Origin of the sequence: Cytobacillus sp. FSL M8-0252, from assembly GCF_038007345.1 — a bacterium.
Lineage (GTDB): Bacteria > Bacillota > Bacilli > Bacillales > Cytobacillaceae > Cytobacillus > Cytobacillus kochii.
Map to the genome: position 1 here is coordinate 3,138,770 of NZ_JBBOWZ010000001.1, position 18,871 is coordinate 3,157,640.

Annotated in this window: 17 protein-coding genes; 1 reads left to right on the top strand and 16 read right to left on the bottom strand. The window is 38.3% G+C overall.

Going from position 1 to position 18,871, the window contains the following annotated elements:
- The first annotated feature begins 79 nt into the window (after positions 1–79).
- On the top strand, positions 80–157 hold the full coding sequence (gene prli42 / locus MKX83_RS15770; protein WP_218971988.1) for a stressosome-associated protein Prli42: 78 nt from the start codon (positions 80–82) through the stop codon (positions 155–157).
- Between the two features lie 90 nt (positions 158–247).
- Here the strand turns inward: prli42 and MKX83_RS15775 are convergent, their stop codons facing one another.
- From MKX83_RS15775 to yqiS, 16 genes are all read right to left on the bottom strand, one after another.
- Positions 248–745 (bottom strand): L,D-transpeptidase, encoded by a 498-nt coding sequence (locus tag MKX83_RS15775; RefSeq protein WP_095373650.1) that lies wholly within the window; start codon positions 743–745, stop codon positions 248–250.
- 34 nt (positions 746–779) lie between these two features.
- Complete coding sequence (locus tag MKX83_RS15780) at positions 780–1,775, bottom strand: aromatic acid exporter family protein (protein WP_095372657.1); 996 nt, start codon at positions 1,773–1,775, stop codon at positions 780–782.
- A 250-nt stretch (positions 1,776–2,025) separates the two neighbouring features.
- Positions 2,026–2,748: an amino acid ABC transporter ATP-binding protein gene (locus MKX83_RS15785; protein ID WP_095372656.1), complete on the bottom strand. Its 723-nt coding sequence runs from the start codon at positions 2,746–2,748 to the stop codon at positions 2,026–2,028.
- A complete protein-coding gene (locus MKX83_RS15790) occupies positions 2,741–3,400 on the bottom strand; it encodes an amino acid ABC transporter permease (RefSeq protein WP_095372655.1) in 660 nt (219 codons plus the stop codon). The genes MKX83_RS15785 and MKX83_RS15790 overlap by 8 nt, the downstream gene beginning before the upstream one ends.
- 106 nt (positions 3,401–3,506) lie before the next feature.
- Positions 3,507–4,280, bottom strand: coding sequence for a transporter substrate-binding domain-containing protein (locus MKX83_RS15795; RefSeq protein ID WP_095372654.1), 774 nt, complete (start codon positions 4,278–4,280; stop codon positions 3,507–3,509).
- Positions 4,281–4,584: 304 nt separating this feature from the next.
- Positions 4,585–5,022 (bottom strand): BrxA/BrxB family bacilliredoxin, encoded by a 438-nt coding sequence (locus MKX83_RS15800; protein WP_095372653.1) that lies wholly within the window; start codon positions 5,020–5,022, stop codon positions 4,585–4,587.
- Between the two features lie 246 nt (positions 5,023–5,268).
- Positions 5,269–6,378: a methylmalonyl Co-A mutase-associated GTPase MeaB gene (gene meaB / locus MKX83_RS15805; RefSeq protein WP_095372652.1), complete on the bottom strand. Its 1,110-nt coding sequence runs from the start codon at positions 6,376–6,378 to the stop codon at positions 5,269–5,271.
- Position 6,379: 1 nt separating this feature from the next.
- Positions 6,380–8,539 carry a methylmalonyl-CoA mutase gene (scpA, locus tag MKX83_RS15810; RefSeq protein WP_341056267.1) on the bottom strand — a complete coding sequence of 720 codons (2,160 nt, stop codon included), beginning with the start codon at positions 8,537–8,539 and terminating at the stop codon, positions 6,380–6,382.
- Positions 8,536–10,305: a methylmalonyl-CoA mutase subunit beta gene (locus MKX83_RS15815; protein WP_233435224.1), complete on the bottom strand. Its 1,770-nt coding sequence runs from the start codon at positions 10,303–10,305 to the stop codon at positions 8,536–8,538. The genes scpA and MKX83_RS15815 overlap by 4 nt, the downstream gene beginning before the upstream one ends.
- Positions 10,306–10,567: 262 nt before the next feature.
- Complete coding sequence (locus MKX83_RS15820; RefSeq protein ID WP_095372649.1) at positions 10,568–11,887, bottom strand: dihydrolipoamide acetyltransferase family protein; 1,320 nt, start codon at positions 11,885–11,887, stop codon at positions 10,568–10,570.
- Between the two features lie 87 nt (positions 11,888–11,974).
- Positions 11,975–12,958, bottom strand: coding sequence for an alpha-ketoacid dehydrogenase subunit beta (locus tag MKX83_RS15825; RefSeq protein WP_095372648.1), 984 nt, complete (start codon positions 12,956–12,958; stop codon positions 11,975–11,977).
- A gap of 17 nt (positions 12,959–12,975) precedes the next feature.
- Positions 12,976–13,974 carry a thiamine pyrophosphate-dependent dehydrogenase E1 component subunit alpha gene (locus MKX83_RS15830; RefSeq protein WP_095372647.1) on the bottom strand — a complete coding sequence of 333 codons (999 nt, stop codon included), beginning with the start codon at positions 13,972–13,974 and terminating at the stop codon, positions 12,976–12,978.
- A gap of 120 nt (positions 13,975–14,094) precedes the next feature.
- The gene (gene lpdA / locus MKX83_RS15835; protein WP_095372646.1) at positions 14,095–15,513 is read right to left on the bottom strand and encodes a dihydrolipoyl dehydrogenase; all 1,419 of its coding nucleotides are present in this window, start codon (positions 15,511–15,513) and stop codon (positions 14,095–14,097) included.
- Positions 15,514–15,535: 22 nt separating this feature from the next.
- On the bottom strand, positions 15,536–16,624 hold the full coding sequence (gene buk / locus MKX83_RS15840) for a butyrate kinase (RefSeq protein ID WP_225230430.1): 1,089 nt from the start codon (positions 16,622–16,624) through the stop codon (positions 15,536–15,538).
- Positions 16,625–16,738: 114 nt separating this feature from the next.
- A complete protein-coding gene (gene bcd, locus MKX83_RS15845; RefSeq protein WP_095372644.1) occupies positions 16,739–17,836 on the bottom strand; it encodes a branched-chain amino acid dehydrogenase in 1,098 nt (365 codons plus the stop codon).
- Positions 17,837–17,872: 36 nt separating this feature from the next.
- Complete coding sequence (gene yqiS / locus MKX83_RS15850; RefSeq protein ID WP_233435223.1) at positions 17,873–18,775, bottom strand: phosphate butyryltransferase; 903 nt, start codon at positions 18,773–18,775, stop codon at positions 17,873–17,875.
- Between the last annotated feature and the right edge of the window lie 96 nt (positions 18,776–18,871).

Here is an 18,871-nt window from a genome sequence, read left to right on the forward strand (position 1 = left end):
GTTCAAATGAGAAAATCCTAGTAAAATAAAGAGGAATACCACTCAAGGGAGAGGGTGAAAGAAATTGCCGAAAAAAACAATGAAGATCATAGTCTATTTGATGATTTTCGTTATGCTTGCATCAACACTTCTAATGGGTCTAACGATGTTCTTCTAATATAAAATTAAAAAAGCATGGAACTACTTGAAGCTTAACAAGAAAAAGGACGGCTCAGCACTCGGAAATTCCGAATGTTGAGCCGTCCTTTTATAACGCGCCATATTTTTTCGCTAATTGTTCTGTGGTTTCATCAGTTGAAACAATTAATATTTTCGTTCCAATAGGAATTCTCTCAAATAAAGCTTCAACATGGTCATTCTTCAGGCGAATACAACCATTAGAGACATAGTGACCTATCGACTCTGGGTCATTGGTGCCGTGAATGCCATAAATTCTGCCATCTGTCTCCTTCGCATCAAACCCCATCCAGCGTGTGCCTAACGGATTATTTTTCTTTCCTCCTGGAATGTCTTTTTTTCGATAATAAGGATTTTCCGCTTTTACTATAATTGTAAACATACCCTCTGGTGTTAAGCTATCAGTCTTTCCTGTAGCAACATGAACAACCTGTTGAACCTCCCTATTATCAATAAAAGTTAGCTCATTTGTGCGCTTATTTACAATCACGAAAGGATCTCCCGGTAACGGGTTTGGGCCAATGGGCCAAAGTGGAGAAATCATTAACACTAGAAAAAGATGACTCATCACATTTAGCAATAGAATCACATCCCTTTTCCCTTTATTGTTCTCCAGTGGCTGTATTTTGATACAAACTCTTGCTTCCTTTTAACCCCGCAAATTGACTTTTGATAAAGAGATATTCTTCCATTTCTTTAATAAAATAAAGTAAATCCGCGCGTGCTTCAAATTCTTCTCTTGTTTGTGGTAATGACATTTCAGCGAATTGGGCCCGCATTTGTTGTAACTTATCGATGAAGAGACTGGCCGTGTTTCCTGGATGAATATGTTCGGATAAATCCTCTATAAAATCAGCTATCATCTCTGCTTGCTCAACATTTTCATCTATCGCTGTCACCACTGGCAAAACATGCTCAATGATTTCAAATTGTTTCTCTCTCATTTTGAAATAACTATAATAGAGACTCTCGTTCCTTAATACATGATTTTCCACTTCTCTGAATGCTAATGCTTTTGCTTCTTCAATTAATTGATACGTCTCCGTGATTTCCTTACCATCCCAAGTACTTTCATTTGTTCTTAAATATATGACAATCTCATCAAAAATCAGTTTGAAATTTTGTTCAATTTCTACTTGATATTCCTTTAATTTCACGTCAAGGCTAGGCATGTATAAATTGGCTAATAATGCAATTCCAACCCCAATGATAATAATTCCTACCTCATTTAAAATCAGTCCCACTGTCACTTGTTCAGCTGAATAAATATGTAGAATAATAACGGAACTTGTAACAATTCCATCGCTAGCTTTGAACATCACCGCTAATGGAATAAACACAAGTAAGACGATACCAATAACTAATGGATGATAGGCAAGTATTTCAAAGAGTAGAGACGCAACAAATATAGCAATGAAACACGCGAATATCCGATCCCATGAAGCACGCAAGGAATCTTTTTTTGTCACCTTCACACATAAAATTGTTAAAATACCGGCGGAGACATAATTCTCCAAACCAAGCATTTGCGCAATCATAATAGCAAGAGTTGCTCCGACTGCCGTTTTCACTGTTCTATAGCCTATTCTAAATTTCATCTTATTACTCCTCGTATGTTCATCATGCTAGTGCATTAAGAACGAATCAGTCTCGTATTCTAAAGCGAAATGTATCATTCAACATCCTTCATAACCATTCCCTACAAAATATATGATTATAACATATCAACCATTCATTTAACAGAGATTGTCCTCTCATCCCTCATACAATGCTATGTTTTATTATTATACAGTATTCACTTTTCAATAATGAAAAAAAGATGATCAGTTTGACCATCTTTTTCCGCTTTTATAATACTTTTTGTAAGAAATCTTGCGCACGCGAAGACTTAGGGTTGGAAAAGAATTCGTTAGGCGGGGCATCTTCTACTAGCACGCCACCATCTAGAAATAATACTCGATCCGCCACCTCACGCGCAAACCCCATTTCATGGGTAACAATAGCCATTGTCATACCTGAATGTGCGAGTGTTTTCATTACATCTAACACTTCTTTTACCATTTCAGGATCAAGTGCTGAGGTTGGTTCATCAAATAGCATAATTTCTGGATTCATCGCAAGTGCGCGAGCAATCGCTACCCGCTGCTTTTGACCCCCTGATAATTTGTTAGGATATTCCTGTGCTTTTATAGCTAATCCGACTTTTTCTAGTAATTTCATAGCGTTATTTTCCGCTTCTGATTTTGTTATTTTTTTTACCTTTAATGGTGCATAAGTTAAATTCTCCAACACGGTCATATGAGGGAATAAGTGGAAATGCTGAAACACCATCCCTACATTTTGTCGGACTTTTAATATATCTGTTTGTCGATCGGTAATATCCGCATCTTTAATCCATATCTTCCCGTTTGTTGGCTCTTCCAATTTATTAATACAACGCAAAAAAGTGGATTTACCTGAACCGGATGGACCAATAATAGCAACAACTTCACCATTATTTATCTGTGTTGAAATACCTTTTAGCACTTCATTCTTCCCGAAGGATTTATGCAATTTTTCCACTTTAATCACTGGATCTCAACCGCCCTTCAACTAGTTTGCCTAAGAATGTGAGTATCGTTACTAAGATATAGTAAATAATTCCGGCAAGAAGGAGTGGTTCCATAAATTGATACTGATTCGCTCCTACTTGATACGCTCGTCTCATCACATCCATTACCCCAATTGTGGTCACAAGGGCAGATTCTTTCGTTAATGTAATGAATTCATTCATAAGCGCAGGTAAAATATTCTTCATTGCTTGTGGGAGAATAATATTTACCATTGTCGGACGATACGGAACGCCTAAAGCCATTGCCGCTTCTTGCTGTCCTTTATCAATTGCTTGTATGCCTGCACGAATAATCTCAGAAATATAAGCGGCCGAGTTCAATGCAAATCCGATAATGGCTGCTGTTACACCCTCTATTTGAAAGCCTAGTACTTGTGGTGAGCCAAAATAAATAATCATCAATTGTAAAATTAATGGCGTACCTCTAAAAACGGAAGTATAAGCATTCGCTAACCAATTTAATAGCTTAATTTTACTAATCTTACATAAAGAAAGGATAATTCCTAATAAAAACCCTAAAATACCCGCTAAACAAACAATCTGTAGTGTGACACCGAGCCCTTGTAAAATGAAAGGTAGAGAAGGGAGGACAGAGGTAAAATCTAAATTCATATATTGCCATTCCTCTCAGTAATTAATATTTGAAATTCATTTGATCCACCCATTGAAGGGAAAAAACGCCCAGAAGGTTTTTTCCCTTCTGAACGTTGATTTGGGTTTACTGCTCAGAGAACCACTTTGTGATAATGTCCTCGATTTCCCCGTTATCAATCATTTCTTGTAAGGCTTTATTAAATTCTTCTGTTAGCTCACTACCTTTTGGTAAAGCAATCGCATAGCCGCCGTCAGCATCCTCAATCGTTACACCAGCTAAATCTTTCTCTTTTTCAAGAAAGCCTTGTGCAACTGTATCTTCAATAATGGCTGCTTCAAAGCGACCTGCTTTAATCTCTTGAATGATCTCAGGAATACGATTACGGCTTTCAACCTTCATATCTATCCCTTCAGCTAAATCATTTGCTTTTGTCTCTTGAATAGAACCTAATTGTACACCAACTGTTTTTCCTTCTAAATCTTCAGCTGTTTCAATACCGCTACCTTCTTTAGAGATAATCATATGTTTAGAAGTATAGTAGATTTCAGTAAAGTCAACATTCTCTTTTCTTTCATCCGTTGCAGACATGGCTGATGCAACAAAATCAACTTGTTCGGAGTTAAGTGCTTGAATCAGTCCACCAAAATCCATATCTTTAATTTCTAAATTGTATCCTAGCTTTTCAGTCACTGCTTTTGCGATATCAGCATCAATCCCAATAATTTCCTCTCCTTGTGCTGTATCGATATATTCAAATGGTGGATAATCTGCTGACGTACCCATTACTAATGTTTTTTTATCGTTATCGCCACCCGCTTCTTCACTTGATCCACATGCAGCTAAAAATCCTGCAATTAATACCAATAACGCACTTAAAAGTATCCATTGTTTCTTCACAATCTTTCCTCCTAAAAATTATATAGTATGAAAATAAATTTCGTTTTTAATCAATTAATATTTATTCATCTAGATGTATTTTAACACATTCACATGAATATGCAATGATATATTTGCATAATTATATTTTTATAATATTTTTTTGATTTTTCTAACTAATTTTCAGTATAAAGGAAGGAATTGTATATGAAAAGAAAAAGTTTACTAGTTTTCAATTCTCTATTAAAAAATGGTAGAAGTGTTAAATGCAAAAAAAAGAATAACCGTACGGAACGGCTATTCTTTCCATGATAAAATAATGATATTATACTTCTTCACAATGTTCTTCGAATGATGCTTGAAGCTTTTGAACAACTGCCATTGGATCGTGTCCCTCAATATCATGGCGTTCAACCATCGTAATAATTTCTCCATCTTTTAACAAAGCAAAGGAAGGTGAAGATGGTGGAAAACCTGTGAAATATGAACGTGCTTCAGCAGTTGCTTCTTTATCCTGACCAGCAAATACTGTTACTAAATGATCAGGGCGCTTATCATAATGAATAGAGTGTGCTGCAGCAGGACGAGCAATTCCCCCTGCACACCCACAAACAGAGTTAACCATTACGAGCGTTGTTCCTTTTTTATCTAATGCTTGTTTCACATCTTCTGCTGTTCTTAACTCTGTATATCCTGCATGAACGATTTCTTTACGAGCTTGTTGCACAACATCATTCATAAACAAATTAAAATCCATACTCATGATTTCATTCCCCCTAAAGAATAATTAGGATCAAAGTGTCCTTATACGTTTTATTCGTTTACGTATAATTATATCATACCAAGGTCGTGAGTTTTTTTACAGTATAGAAACTTTTATCTTTTAGTTTTAAAAGAAAAACTTTGGGGTAACATACAATATATAACCCTCCCCCCTGGGTGTTCCTGCTAGTAAAGCAGGCTTATATATACTAGAACTGCCCCTATCACGGTGAAGGGGCAGCTTTTTTTATTCTCTTGTATACCGCCTAAAAAGTTCCTCGACAACCGCTGTTACGGTTCGGTTACCTGCAATCACATCATTTTCAATTTTAGGCAGCATTTCTTTCACGACAGGTGAACCAAAAAAACGATAATGAAGTTGATCTGTGATCATGGAATAAATCCATTCTTTCGCTTGTTCTCTTCTTCTCTGCTCGAAGACACCAGAAGTTTGTGTATTGGCAATAAATTGTTGAATCACTTCCCACACTTCTTTTATACCTTCTTCATAAAGGGAAGAACAAACATAAGCCCTAGATGGCCATCCTTTCGTTGCAGGTTGAAGGAAATGAAGAATTTTTTCATATTCAGCTTTCGTTTTTTTGGCTGCATGTTTATTTTCCCCATCTGCTTTATTAACGATAATCGTGTCTGCTAACTCCATAATTCCTTTTTTCATTCCTTGCAGTTCGTCACCAGCTCCAGTTAAAACAAGGAGCATGAAGAAATCAACCATATCACGTACAATCACTTCGCTTTGACCAACACCGACCGTTTCCACTAAGATGACATCAAAACCAGCCGCTTCACATAAGATCATCGTTTCTCTTGTTTTGCGATGGACACCACCTAGTTTTCCTGATGTTGGTGATGGACGGATAAATGCGAGAGGATTTCTGGCGAGTTGCTCCATTCTCGTTTTATCACCAAGAATACTACCACCACTTAATTTTGAACTAGGATCAACAGCCAAAACAGCTACTTTTGCCCCTAACTCATTACATAAATACGAACCAAAAGATTCTATAAAAGTACTTTTCCCTGCACCAGGCACCCCAGTAATGCCAATACGAATAGATTGATTCGCATGTGGTAAAACTCTATGCAATAACTCTTGAGCTCCTTGAAAATGATGCTCAGCATTACTCTCTATTAAAGTAATGGCACGAGCAAGTGCACTTCGGTTACCTTCTAATAAGCCTTTTTCCAGTTCATCAATGGGTGGAGAGGTTTCTTTTTTCTTTTTAAAGTTACTTCCTCTTGTCAGAGACGAAAAACTGGATGAGAAGTCACCAGCCTGAACAGAATCTGTAAAAGCTTCATTAGACGGCCTTCCACGCTTCTTATATGTGTCCATATTAATTCGTCACTTCCTCATAGCCTAAACGATGATAAATCTCTCTTATTACCTTTTGCGCAGCCACTGGAATCACTGTTCCTGGTCCAAAGATAGCTGATGCACCATTAGCAAGCAAATACTTATAATCTTGCGGTGGAATTACGCCTCCTACGACAACTAAAATATCTTCACGCCCTAGCTTTTTTAACTCAGCCACTAATTGTGGTAACAATGTTTTATGACCAGCAGCAAGAGAACTAAACCCAACCACATGCACGTCATTTTCGACTGCTTGAATCGCTGTTTCCTCTGGCGTTTGAAAAAGTGGTCCAATGTCCACATCAAACCCTAAATCTGCAAAGGCTGTAGAAATGACTTTCGCTCCTCTATCATGTCCATCCTGTCCCATTTTAGCAATTAAAATACGAGGTCTTCTCCCCTCATTTTCTAAAAATTCATCAGCCATTGTCTTTACTTCATTAATTTCCTCTTCATTAGAAAAATGGGAGCTATATACACCACTAATAGAGCGAATCATCGCTTTATGTCGTTTAGCTACCAATTCAATACTATCAGAAATTTCTCCTAAAGATGCCCGCACTCGTGCCGCCTGAACGGATAAAGCTAAAAGATTCCCTTCACCTGTCTCAGCTGCTCTCGTAATAGCTGCAAGCGCTTCTTTCACCTTATCTTCATCTCTTGTCGCTCTTAAATGCTCTAAGCGTTCTATTTGCTTTAACCGCACTGCAGTATTATCAATATTTAGAATATCTAGAGGCTCCTCCTGCTCAAGCCGGTATTTATTTACACCAATGATTGTTTCTTTATTCGAATCTATCTGTGCTTGCCTTCTTGCAGCCGCCTCCTCAATCCTCATTTTTGGTAATCCTGTTTCAATCGCTTTAGCCATTCCGCCAAGTTCTTCAATTTCCTCAATATGCGCCCAAGCTTTCTCTACCAACTCATTTGTTAGACTTTCTACATAATAAGAACCGCCCCAAGGATCGATTACATTGGTTATGCCTGTTTCCTCTTGTAAAAATAACTGTGTATTGCGCGCAATCCTTGCTGAGAAATCGGTTGGTAAGGCAATCGCTTCATCTAGTGCATTTGTGTGTAGTGACTGTGTATGTCCCATCGCTGCTGCATGCGCTTCTATCAAAGTTCTTGTCACATTATTGTATGGATCTTGTTCTGTTAAACTCCAACCGGAAGTTTGCGAGTGTGTTCTTAACGCCATCGATTTCGGATTTTTTGGTGCAAAGTTTTTCATCATCTTTGCCCATATAAGTCTAGCCGCTCTCATCTTTGCCACTTCCATAAAATAGTTCATCCCAATTGCCCAAAAAAAGGACAATCTAGGAGCAAAAGAATCGATATCAATCCCTGCTTTCATCCCTGTACGCACATATTCAAGTCCATCTGCGAGCGTGTATGCTAATTCTATATCTGCCGGCGCACCTGCTTCTTGCATGTGATAACCAGATATACTGATACTATTAAATTTAGGCATATAATGTGACGTATACTCAAATATGTCTGCAATGATTTTCATTGACATATCGGGTGGGTAAATATAGGTGTTTCTCACCATATACTCTTTAAGGATATCGTTTTGAATCGTCCCCGCAAGCTTTTCCTGGCTCACTCCCTGCTCTTCAGCCGTGACAATATAGAACGCCATAATCGGTAAAACTGCTCCATTCATTGTCATGGAGACTGACATTTGGTCTAAAGGAATGCCATCAAACAATATTTTCATATCTAAAATACTATCAATGGCTACGCCTGCTTTTCCGACATCGCCAACCACTCGCGGATGATCGGAATCATAGCCACGATGTGTAGCAAGATCGAAAGCGACTGAAAGTCCTTTTTGCCCCATCGCTAAATTACGACGATAGAACGCATTACTTTCTTCCGCTGTTGAAAACCCAGCATATTGCCTAACAGTCCAAGGTCGATTAACATACATCGTTGGATATGGACCTCGTGTGTAAGGTGCGATTCCTGGCATATCATCAAGATGTTCCATCGACGTTAGATCATTATGGGAATAAATTGATTTAATATTTATACTTTCATTTGTTTCAAACACATCATGATGGATTTTATCAGGATGTTGCGCTTTGTCACCCTCATCAAATAATTTCACTTTCGTAAAATCAGGTTTGGTCATTTCACTTCACCCTCCCAATCTTCCACAATGGTGCTTAGTATATGGTAGCAATCACTTTTCATATGGAGAAACTCGGTGATGCCCGCCTCTTTCCAACATTTTTGTTCCTCTACTGTAGGATGACCAGCCAAATATAGTTTAAATATGCTTTGTTTCTCTGTCATTACTAACTTCACAGCAGTTAAAAGATCATCATCATATTGATCGTTTGCACCACAAATCACGTAATGAGATAAAGGATTATTTTCTATTTGTTCCTTTAGGTTCTCTGTATGCATAATTGGTATAAAATGAGAACGAATACCACCTGGAGCTAAAAAGCCGGTTACAAAATCCATACGCGGCTTATGCTTTTTTAAATCTCCAAGACATAATAAGCCCACCTGAATATCAACGCTACTCGCCTTCATCATTTCTACTTGATAGCGCAGCTTTTCATATGGAATGGATAAACGGTTGCCTAGGGTCACTGCATTCTGCAGCGGTGATTCATCTAAATTCGCATATTTGTTCGTGCCAACAATACTTTGCTTTCGCGTATAAATATCAGCTAACCGCTTTTTTTGCACTTGCGTAATCTGTTCTTGAATCCAACCTGTCTCTATGGCAACTTCCATACCACCTTGATCTTCTATTGCTAAAAATAAATCCCAAGCTCTTTCAGCAATTTGATTCGTGATTGATTCAATATAATAAGACCCTCCTGCCGGATCAATGACTTTATTTAGATGCGCTTCTTCCCTTAAAATCAATTGGGTATTTCGAGCAATTCGATTCGCAGTAAAAGAGGAGGCTTCACTAGGTTCATCAAATGGTGACACGTGTAAATAATTGATCCCACCTAGTATGGCTGCAAAGGCCTCATTCCCTGCCCGTAAAAGATTGACATAGGGGTCGTACAATGTTTTTGTAAATGGTGAAGTTTGAGCAGAAATGGTCATGTTCATTAGCTTCTCATTTAGTCCGTATGCTTCTAAAACTTTAGACCATAGGATTTTTGCCGCTCTTAATTTACTGATTTCCGTAAAAAACTGAGCGCCAATGGAAAAATGAAATACGACCTTATCTACTATTTCTTCTATAGAGAAGTCTTCGCTGAGCAAGCGCTCAATATGAGAAACAGCAGAAGCAATGGCAATTGCCAGTTCTTGAATAGCATTTGCACCTAGTTCATGATATATGGTCGTATGAATTAAAATGGTTTTTAGCTTAGGTGAGGACTTTTTCGCATGTACAATTGCTTCTAACCAATCATTATCGTAACCTTTACTATTATTCATTAAACTGGCTAACGGATCTTTCCCAATAAACCCCTTCGAATTTTGCTGACCAATCGTTTTGTATAAATCTAGTGAAGAATTTTCCGTCATTAAACAAAATGGATATTCTTCTAAGCCTTCAACAATCGCTGCTACTTCTGAAAGCTTGTAAAGATCAGGGTTAAATGAAATGGCTGATTGCCCTTTATTTAATTCTTCTAATAATTGTTTTTTCATTTCTTTTGCCGATGTAGAAGAAAGCCGTTGCGAGACGTTCCATGGTTCTTCAAGATATCCTGAAGAGGTATATCCTCGACGAAAGTCTGAACTTCCTGGAAGTGGATTTTGGATAGGTGATGGTAAATCTTCTCGTGAATAAAGCGGTTTCAATTTAATCCCTTCATAAGTGACTGTTGATAAACGATCGATGGACCCACCCTTTAATGATTCCTCTGCTTTCTCCTGCCAATCGCGTAAAGTCGGCTTTGTAAATGTCTCATTTTTCATTTTATTTAAATTCATAAAATATCTGTCTAAAAAGACAGGACCTCCCCTCATCATAGCGATCAAAACATTGATAAAATTCTAATAAATCTTAATTTTATTGTAGTATAGATAGGAAAAAGCTGCAATCTTTTGTAGAATTCCATCAATTTATCATCTAGAAATACTTTATTTATGGGGTAATTTATTGTGGTTCTTGAAACTTGATATTTATTTTCATAAAAAAAAGAGAGGCGAATGGCCTCTCTTTTTTTACGATCACTTCTTAGTATACAGATGTATTTTCTTTAGAAGTATTTTCAAGAATTTCTCTTACACGTTGCATGAATTGACCACATACTAATCCGTCTAGTACACGGTGGTCAAGTGACATACAAAGGTTAACCATGTCACGAACAGCAATCATACCGTTGTCCATAACAACTGGACGCTTCACAATAGATTCTACTTGAAGAATCGCTGCTTGAGGGTGGTTGATGATGCCCATTGATTGAACAGAACCGAATGAACCAGTGTTATTTACAGTGAATGTACCACCAGACATATCAGCACCTGTTAATTTACCAGCACGTACTTTACCAGCTAACTCACCGATTTCACGCGCAATACCTTTGATTGTTTTTTCATCAGCATTTTTGATAACTGGTGTATAAAGAGCGTCTTGAGTTGCTACTGCAATATTCAAGTTGATGTCTTTTTTACGTACAATTTTGTCGCCAGCCCACATAGAGTTGATTTGTGGATATTCTTTAAGTGCTTGCGCAACTGCTTTTACGAAGAAAGCAAAGAATGTAAGGTTGAAGCCTTCCTTCTTCTTGAACTCACCTTTAATTGAGTTACGATACTCAACAAGATTTGTTACGTCTACTTCCATCATTGTCCAACCATGAGGAGCCTCATGTTTGCTCTTAAGCATGTTAGCTGCAATTGCTTTACGTACACCAGTCACAGGAATTTCTTCATCTCCTGGTACAACTGGTACATTTGTGCCTGCTGCTTTTGCTGGTTTAGAAGCTGCCGCTTTTGGTGCTTCTTGCTTAGGTGCTTCTGCTTTTGCTGGTGCTTCTGCTTTTGGTGCATTATCAGCAGTTGGAATATTACCAGACTCAATAATTTTGTTTAGATCTTTACGTGTGATTCTTCCGCCTGCTCCAGTACCAGCTACTTGGCTAAGGTCAATGCCATGCTCTTGAGAAAGCTTAAGTACAGCTGGAGAATAACGTCCACCTTTAGGTGCATCTGCTGCAGGTGTAGAAGCGACTGATTTGCTTTCTGATTTTGGCGCTTCTTCTTTTGCTGGTGCAGAAGTTTCTTCAGAAGCTTGAGGCTCGCTGCTTCCGCCACCTTCAGTTTCAATTGTTAAAATGACTTCTCCTACTTCATATGTGCCGTCTTCTTCGGCAATTAGCTCTTTAATTACTCCATCAAAAGATGAAGGAACCTCAGCATTTACTTTATCAGTCATTACTTCTGCAAGTGGATCGTACTTATTTACTTTATCTCCAACAGATACTAACCATTTACTAATTGTACCTTCTGTTACACTTTCACCTAATTGAGGCATTTTTATTTGTTCGATAGCCATTATTAAAGTGACCTCCTTATTACTTATCAACATCTATTTGGAATGTGGCAAAAAGAGTCGGATTTCCGCTCTCATTGCCACTTTTGATTAATATTCAGCTAATTCTCTCATTGCTTTTTCTACTTTATCAGGGTTAACCATGAAGAATTTCTCCATTGTTGGTGCATATGGCATTGCTGGTACATCTGGACCTGCAAGGCGCATAATTGGTGCATCTAAGTCAAATAGGCAGTTCTCAGCAATAATCGATCCTACTTCACCCATAATGCTTCCTTCTTTTGTATCTTCTGTAAGAAGAAGGACTTTACCCGTTTTAGAAGCTGCTTCGATAATCGCTTCTTTATCTAATGGATAAACCGTACGTAAGTCTAAAATATGAGCAGATATACCATCTTTCGCTAGTTTTTCTGCTGCTTGAAGAGCAAAGTGTACGCATAATCCGTAAGTGATGATTGTAATATCTTCACCTTCACGTTTAACGTCAGCTTTACCAATTGGAAGTACATAATCATCTTCAGGTACTTCACCTTTAATTAAACGGTAAGCACGCTTATGCTCGAAGAACATAACAGGATCGTCATCACGAATCGCTGCTTTTAAAAGTCCTTTTGCGTCGTATGGTGTAGAAGGCATAACAATTTTTAAACCTGGTTGGTTTGCAAATACAGCTTCTACTGATTGAGAGTGATAAAGGGCACCATGGACACCGCCACCATATGGTGCACGAATAACCATTGGAGCACTCCAGTCGTTATTTGAACGGTAACGAACTTTTGCTGCTTCTGAAATAATTTGGTTGACAGCAGGCATGATGAAATCAGCAAATTGCATTTCTGCGATAGGACGCATACCGTACATTGCCGCACCAACACCAACACCAGCGATTGCAGATTCTGCAAGTGGTGTATCTAGCACACGGTCTTCACCAAATTTTTCATATAAGCCGTTTGTCGCTCTGAAAACTCCACCTTTACGACCAACGTCTTCTCCTAGTACAAATACTTTTGGGTCTCTTTCCATTTCTTCGCGCATCGCTAAAGTGATCGCGTCAATATAAGACATTACTGCCATGTGTTATTCCCCCCTACTTATTCTGCGTACACATATTTCAATGCATCTTCTGCATCTGCATATGGTGCATTTTCAGCATAATCAGTTGCTTCATTCACGATTTTCATAATACGATCGTTCATTTCTTTTTCTTTTTCATCATCGAAAAGACCAATTTCTTTTAAGTAGGCTGCAAAAGTAATAATCGAATCTTTTTCTTTCGCTGCGTCTACTTCTTCACGATCACGGTAGCTGCGATCATCATCATCAGAAGAGTGTGGAGTTAAACGATAAGAAACTGTTTCAACTAATGTAGGACCTTCACCTTTACGTCCACGATCAGCTGCTTCTTTAACTGCTTGGTACACTGCTAATGGATCGTTACCATCTACAGTTACACCAGGCATACCGTAACCGATTGCACGATCTGATACTTTCTCACATGCCAATTGTTTTTCAATTGGTACAGAGATCGCATACTTATTATTTTCACACATGAAAATAACTGGTAATTTATGAACACCTGCAAAGTTTGCTCCTTCGTGGAAATCTCCTTGGTTAGAAGAACCTTCACCGAAAGTAACAAATGTACAAAGATCTTTATTTTCCATTTTCCCAGCAAGTGCAATACCTACTGCGTGAGGAACTTGTGTTGTAACTGGAGAAGAACCTGTTACGATACGGTTTTTCTTTTGCCCAAAGTGACCTGGCATTTGACGGCCACCTGAGTTTGGATCTTCCGCTTTAGCGAATGCTGATAACATTAATTCTTTCGCAGTCATACCGAATGCAAGAACAACACCCATGTCACGATAATATGGAAGGGCATAATCTTTCTCTCTGTCTAATGCAAAAGATGCACCTACTTGCGCAGCCTCTTGTCCTTGACATGAAATAACGAAAGGAATTTTACCTGCACGGTTTAAAAGCCACATACGCTCGTCAATACGGCGTGCTAAAAGCATGGTTTCATACATTTCTAATACTTGCTCATCACTTAAACCTAAAGCTTTATGACGATTTTTAGTTTTACCCATTTCAAAACCTCCTAAATATATATAGAAGAACGTGGAACGCTCTTATATTCTCCACTTAATGAAGTGAGGCTTCTAGATTTCCAACAAAATCTAGAAGTCCACTTTAATAAATCCTAACGCTTATCCGTGAATTGCTTTTCCGTCTACTGCTAATGCAGCTTCTCCGATTGCTTCAGATAAAGTTGGGTGAGGGTGAATCGTATGTGCTACTTCCCAAGGTGTAGCATCTAATACTTTTGCAAGACCTGCTTCAGAAATCATATCTGTCACATGTGGTCCAATCATGTGTACACCTAAGATGTCATTTGTCTCTTCGTCAGCAATAATTTTAACAAAGCCGTCAGACTCACCGAATACAAGCGCTTTACCAATCGCACGGAACATGAATTTACCGACTTTCACTTTATAGCCTTGTTCCTTCGCTTGATCTTCTGTGATACCTACACTTGCAGCTTCTGGTGAAGAATAGATACATTTAGAAATAAGATCATAATCCATTGGCTCTGGATTTTGGTCTGCGATATGTTCTACTGCATGAATACCTTCATGTGAAGCAACATGTGCAAGTTGAAGTCCACCAATCACATCACCAATTGCATAAATATGAGACTCTTTTGTTTGGTAATGCTCGTTCACAACGATGCTTCCTTTTTCTACTTGAATATCAGTATTTTCAAGACCAATACCTTCAGTATTTGCTTGACGACCTACAGATACAAGAAGCTTTTCAGCTGTGAATTCTTTTGTTTCGCCTTTTACTTCAGCAGAAACCGTTACACCGCCATCTTGTTTCAATGTTTCTGGAAGTACTTTCGCTTTAGTAACGATATTTACGCCACGTTTTTTCAGTAGACGTTGCATTTCCTTACTTACATCCTTATCTTCAGTAGGGATAATACGGTCAGCAAATTCTAGTACAGTTACTTCTGCACCGAAATCAGCAAGCATAGAAGCCCACTCGATACCGATTACACCGCCACCAACGATAATAATTGACTTAGGAATTTCCTCCATCGATAATGCTTCATCAGAAGTCATTACATTTCCGCCAACTTCTAAACCAGGTAATGTTCTTGGACGAGAACCTGTTGCTACAATAACATTTTTAGGTACAAGCATTTCATTCTCATCACCATTATTCATTTCAACAGAAATTGTTCCTGCTGTTGGAGAGAAGATGGATGGTCCTAAAATACGTCCGAAACCGTCGTATACATCAATTTTCCCTTGCTTCATAAGGTGTTGAACACCTTTATGCAATTGATCAACAATTTTGCCTTTTCTCTCTTGCACTTTTGCAAAGTTTACTGATACTTCGCCAGTAGAAATACCGAACTCATCACTATTCTTAGCAGTCGCAAAAACTTCCGCACTTCTTAGCAATGCTTTACTTGGGATACAACCTTTATGAAGGCAAGTACCGCCAAGATTTCCTTTTTCTACTAACGCTGTTTTAAGACCAAGTTGAGAAGCACGAATAGCAGCTACATAACCACCAGTACCTCCGCCAAGAATGACTAAATCATATTCTTGTGCCATTAATAAACCCTCCTATTACTACTTACTTAACTGTTGTTGTATTTAATTCATCAATAGAGTAATTCTTAGCTTCTTCTTCGCCACGAAGAACACGAAGTGCACCTTCTGCAAGCGCTTGAAGTTCATCTTCACCAGGTTCAATGATGACATCTGCAATCCAGTTAACATAGCTTGAAATATCATTTACAAATGCTTTCCCATAAGCTAGTCCACCTGTTAAAATGATCGCGTCTACTTTACCTTTTAATACCGCACTTGCAGTACCAATTTCTTTTGCAATTTGGTAACCCATCGCATCGTAAACGAGCTTCGCTTTTTCATCGCCAGCTTCAATCATTTTTTCCACTTTAACAGCATCGTTCGTACCAAGGTAACCTACAAGTCCACCTTCACCAACTAACATGCTCATGATTTCTTCACGGTAATATTCACCAGAGAAGCACATATCAATGAGGTCCCCAGCTGGAACAGTTCCTGCACGTTCAGGACTGAATGGCCCTTCACCATGAAGTGCATTATTCACATCAATTACACGGCCTTTTTCATGAGCACCAACAGAAACTCCGCCACCCATATGTGTAACAATTAAGTTTAAGTCTTCGTATTTCTTACCTAATTTTTTTGATACTCTTCTTGCTACTGCCTTTTGATTTAATGCATGGAATATGCTTGTTTTATCAATTTGTGGGAAACCAGTAACGCGGGCGATCGGTGCTAATTCATCAACAACAACCGGATCGACAATAAAGGAAGGAATATTTAGACCTGAAGCAATTTCGTAAGCCAAAATCCCACCTAAATTGGATGCGTGCTGACCAGCATAACCAACTTTTAAGTCCTCAATCATCTCTTTATTAACCGCATAAGTACCACCAGGAATTGGGCGTAAAAGTCCTCCGCGACCGACTACTGCGCTTAGTTTTGAAATGTTAATTCCTTCAGCGTCTAAAGTTTCTAAAATAGCGTTTTTACGGAATTCATATTGATCGAAAATTGTTTTAAACTTTTTAATCTCGTCTGTATCATGTCTTAATGTTTTTTCAAACACAGAACTATCATTATCGAAAACACCGATCTTCGTTGAAGTAGATCCTGGGTTGATGACGAGCATTCTCTTGATTTGATCTTGCACAACAGACCCTCCATTATTTATCCATTTTTGAAATTACATAAGGAAATAGCTAGCGCCTTATGAAGGCGCTCGCCACTTCAATATGAACCATAATTACTTACGGCGGCTTAAGATGTGATGACCATTTTGAAGGAATGTGCTGCGAGATTGTTTCATTGTCGCAATTCTTTCTTCTGCCATACGGTCAGCAGCTTTATAAGTTGGGATATTTTCTTCTTTAGAAATTTGCATAATACGGTCAATTGTATCGTATAGACCTTCAACTTTTTTCATTGCACGTTCAGCATTGTAACCATAAAGTTCGTCAGCAACGTTAATAACACCACCAGCATTGATTACATAGTCAGGAGCGTATACGATACCCATTTCGTGGATTTGATCGCCATGACGTTCTTCTTTTAATTGGTTGTTAGCAGAACCTGCGATTACTTTTGCTTTAAGTTGTGGAATTGTATCATCATTTACAGTTGCACCTAATGCACATGGGGCATAGATATCACATTCAACACCATAAATGTCATTAATTCCTACTGCTTCTGCACCGAAATCATCAACTGCACGTTGAACAGCTTCTTTGTTAATATCAGTTACGATTAATTTTGCTCCTTCTTCATGAAGGTGTTTACATAAGTGATATGCAACATTACCTACACCTTGAACAGCAATTGTTTTACCTTCAAGAGAGTCAGTTCCGAATGCTGCTTTTGCTGCTGCTTTCATACCTACGTACACACCGTAAGCAGTTACAGGAGAAGGATTACCAGAAGAACCAAATGCTGGAGAAATACCAGTTACATAATCAGTTTCTTCATGAATTAAGTCCATATCAGCTACAGTTGTACCAACATCCTCTGCAGTGATATAACGTCCGTTAAGACCTTGAATATATCGTCCGAAAGCACGGAATAATGCTTCATTTTTATCTTTCTTAGGATCACCGATGATAACTGTTTTACCGCCACCAAGGTTAAGTCCAGCTGCAGCATTTTTATAAGTCATACCTTTTGCAAGACGAAGAGCATCTTCAATCGCTGCTTCTTCTGACTCATAAGTCCACATACGTGTTCCGCCTAATGCAGGTCCTAAAGTTGTATCATGAATAGCGATGATTGCTTTTAATCCTGATTCTTTATCTTGGCAAATAACGACTTGTTCGTAATCATATTTCTCTAGATATTTAAAAATTTCCATGGTTGTAAATCCTCCTTGTTTTTAAAAGAAAATATATTATTTAGCAGAGCAAATAGCTAAAGCAAGTGAATATAATTTACTCTCTGCTGAGTCTGCTCTGGAAGTTAAAACGATTGGTGCTTTTGCACCTGCAATCACTGCACCAACTTTTGCTTGAGCAAAGTAGATCAATGATTTGTATAAAGCATTTCCAACTTCAATAGTAGGCACAAGTAAGATATCTGCTTGTCCAGCAACATCACTTGTAATACCTTTATGCTCAGCAGCTTCAATAGAAACTGCATTATCAAGTGCTAAAGGTCCATCAACGATGCAGCCTTTAATTTGACCACGTTGATTCATTTGCGTTAATGCCGCTGCATCTAATGTTGCTTGCATATTTGGGTTTACTACCTCAACCGCAGCAATTGGTGCAACTTTAGGCATTTCCACCCCGATACTCTTAGCAATACCTACTGCATTTGCTGTTATTTGCGCTTTTTGACTTAAATCAGGCGCAATGTTCATCGCAGCATCAGTGACAATCGTAAATTTGTCAAAGTTAGGAACTTCAAAAACAGCAACATGTGAAAGAACGCTACCAGTTCTCAAGCCATATTCTTTGTTAAGTACGGCTTTTAGAATAACTGCTGTAGGAACATTTCCTTTCATAAGTACGCTTGCTTTTTTTTCTTTGACAGATTTAACCGCCATTTCAGCAGCTAAAGCAGCTGTTTCAGCATGCATAATTGTTAGGTGGTCGCTACTAGCGACATCTGCATGGTTTGCATTCAGTATTTGCGTAATCTTTTCAGAGTTACCGAATAATAGAAAGCTTGCCATGTTCTTCTTTAGTGCACCAGCTACAGCTTCTAAGACTTCTTCGTCTTCTGCTGCGGCAACTGCAACTACATTGCCTTCATATTGGGTTGCTTTCTCTATAAGCGAATCCAATTTCATCTGTCTCAACCCCTTTACTTCAAAGTGCGTGCAAGTAAAAAGTTTTTTTGCTGCACTCATATTTTTATTATGCAATTACCGTGCCAAAATTAAAAT

What these genes read in the sequence shown, in the direction of transcription:
- prli42 (WP_218971988.1), top strand. Translation starts at nt 80, where the DNA reads ATGAAGATCATAGTCTATTTGATGATTTTCGTTATGCTTGCATCAACA.
- MKX83_RS15775 (WP_095373650.1), bottom strand. Translation starts at nt 745, where the DNA reads ATGAGTCATCTTTTTCTAGTGTTAATGATTTCTCCACTTTGGCCCATT.
- MKX83_RS15780 (WP_095372657.1), bottom strand. Translation starts at nt 1,775, where the DNA reads ATGAAATTTAGAATAGGCTATAGAACAGTGAAAACGGCAGTCGGAGCA.
- MKX83_RS15790 (WP_095372655.1), bottom strand. Translation starts at nt 3,400, where the DNA reads ATGAATTTAGATTTTACCTCTGTCCTCCCTTCTCTACCTTTCATTTTA.
- MKX83_RS15800 (WP_095372653.1), bottom strand. Translation starts at nt 5,022, where the DNA reads ATGAGTATGGATTTTAATTTGTTTATGAATGATGTTGTGCAACAAGCT.
- meaB (WP_095372652.1), bottom strand. Translation starts at nt 6,378, where the DNA reads ATGGACACATATAAGAAGCGTGGAAGGCCGTCTAATGAAGCTTTTACA.
- scpA (WP_341056267.1), bottom strand. Translation starts at nt 8,539, where the DNA reads ATGACCAAACCTGATTTTACGAAAGTGAAATTATTTGATGAGGGTGAC.
- MKX83_RS15815 (WP_233435224.1), bottom strand. Translation starts at nt 10,305, where the DNA reads ATGAAAAATGAGACATTTACAAAGCCGACTTTACGCGATTGGCAGGAG.
- MKX83_RS15820 (WP_095372649.1), bottom strand. Translation starts at nt 11,887, where the DNA reads ATGGCTATCGAACAAATAAAAATGCCTCAATTAGGTGAAAGTGTAACA.
- MKX83_RS15825 (WP_095372648.1), bottom strand. Translation starts at nt 12,958, where the DNA reads ATGGCAGTAATGTCTTATATTGACGCGATCACTTTAGCGATGCGCGAA.
- MKX83_RS15830 (WP_095372647.1), bottom strand. Translation starts at nt 13,974, where the DNA reads ATGGGTAAAACTAAAAATCGTCATAAAGCTTTAGGTTTAAGTGATGAG.
- lpdA (WP_095372646.1), bottom strand. Translation starts at nt 15,513, where the DNA reads ATGGCACAAGAATATGATTTAGTCATTCTTGGCGGAGGTACTGGTGGT.
- buk (WP_225230430.1), bottom strand. Translation starts at nt 16,624, where the DNA reads ATGCTCGTCATCAACCCAGGATCTACTTCAACGAAGATCGGTGTTTTC.
- bcd (WP_095372644.1), bottom strand. Translation starts at nt 17,836, where the DNA reads ATGGAAATTTTTAAATATCTAGAGAAATATGATTACGAACAAGTCGTT.
- yqiS (WP_233435223.1), bottom strand. Translation starts at nt 18,775, where the DNA reads ATGAAATTGGATTCGCTTATAGAGAAAGCAACCCAATATGAAGGCAAT.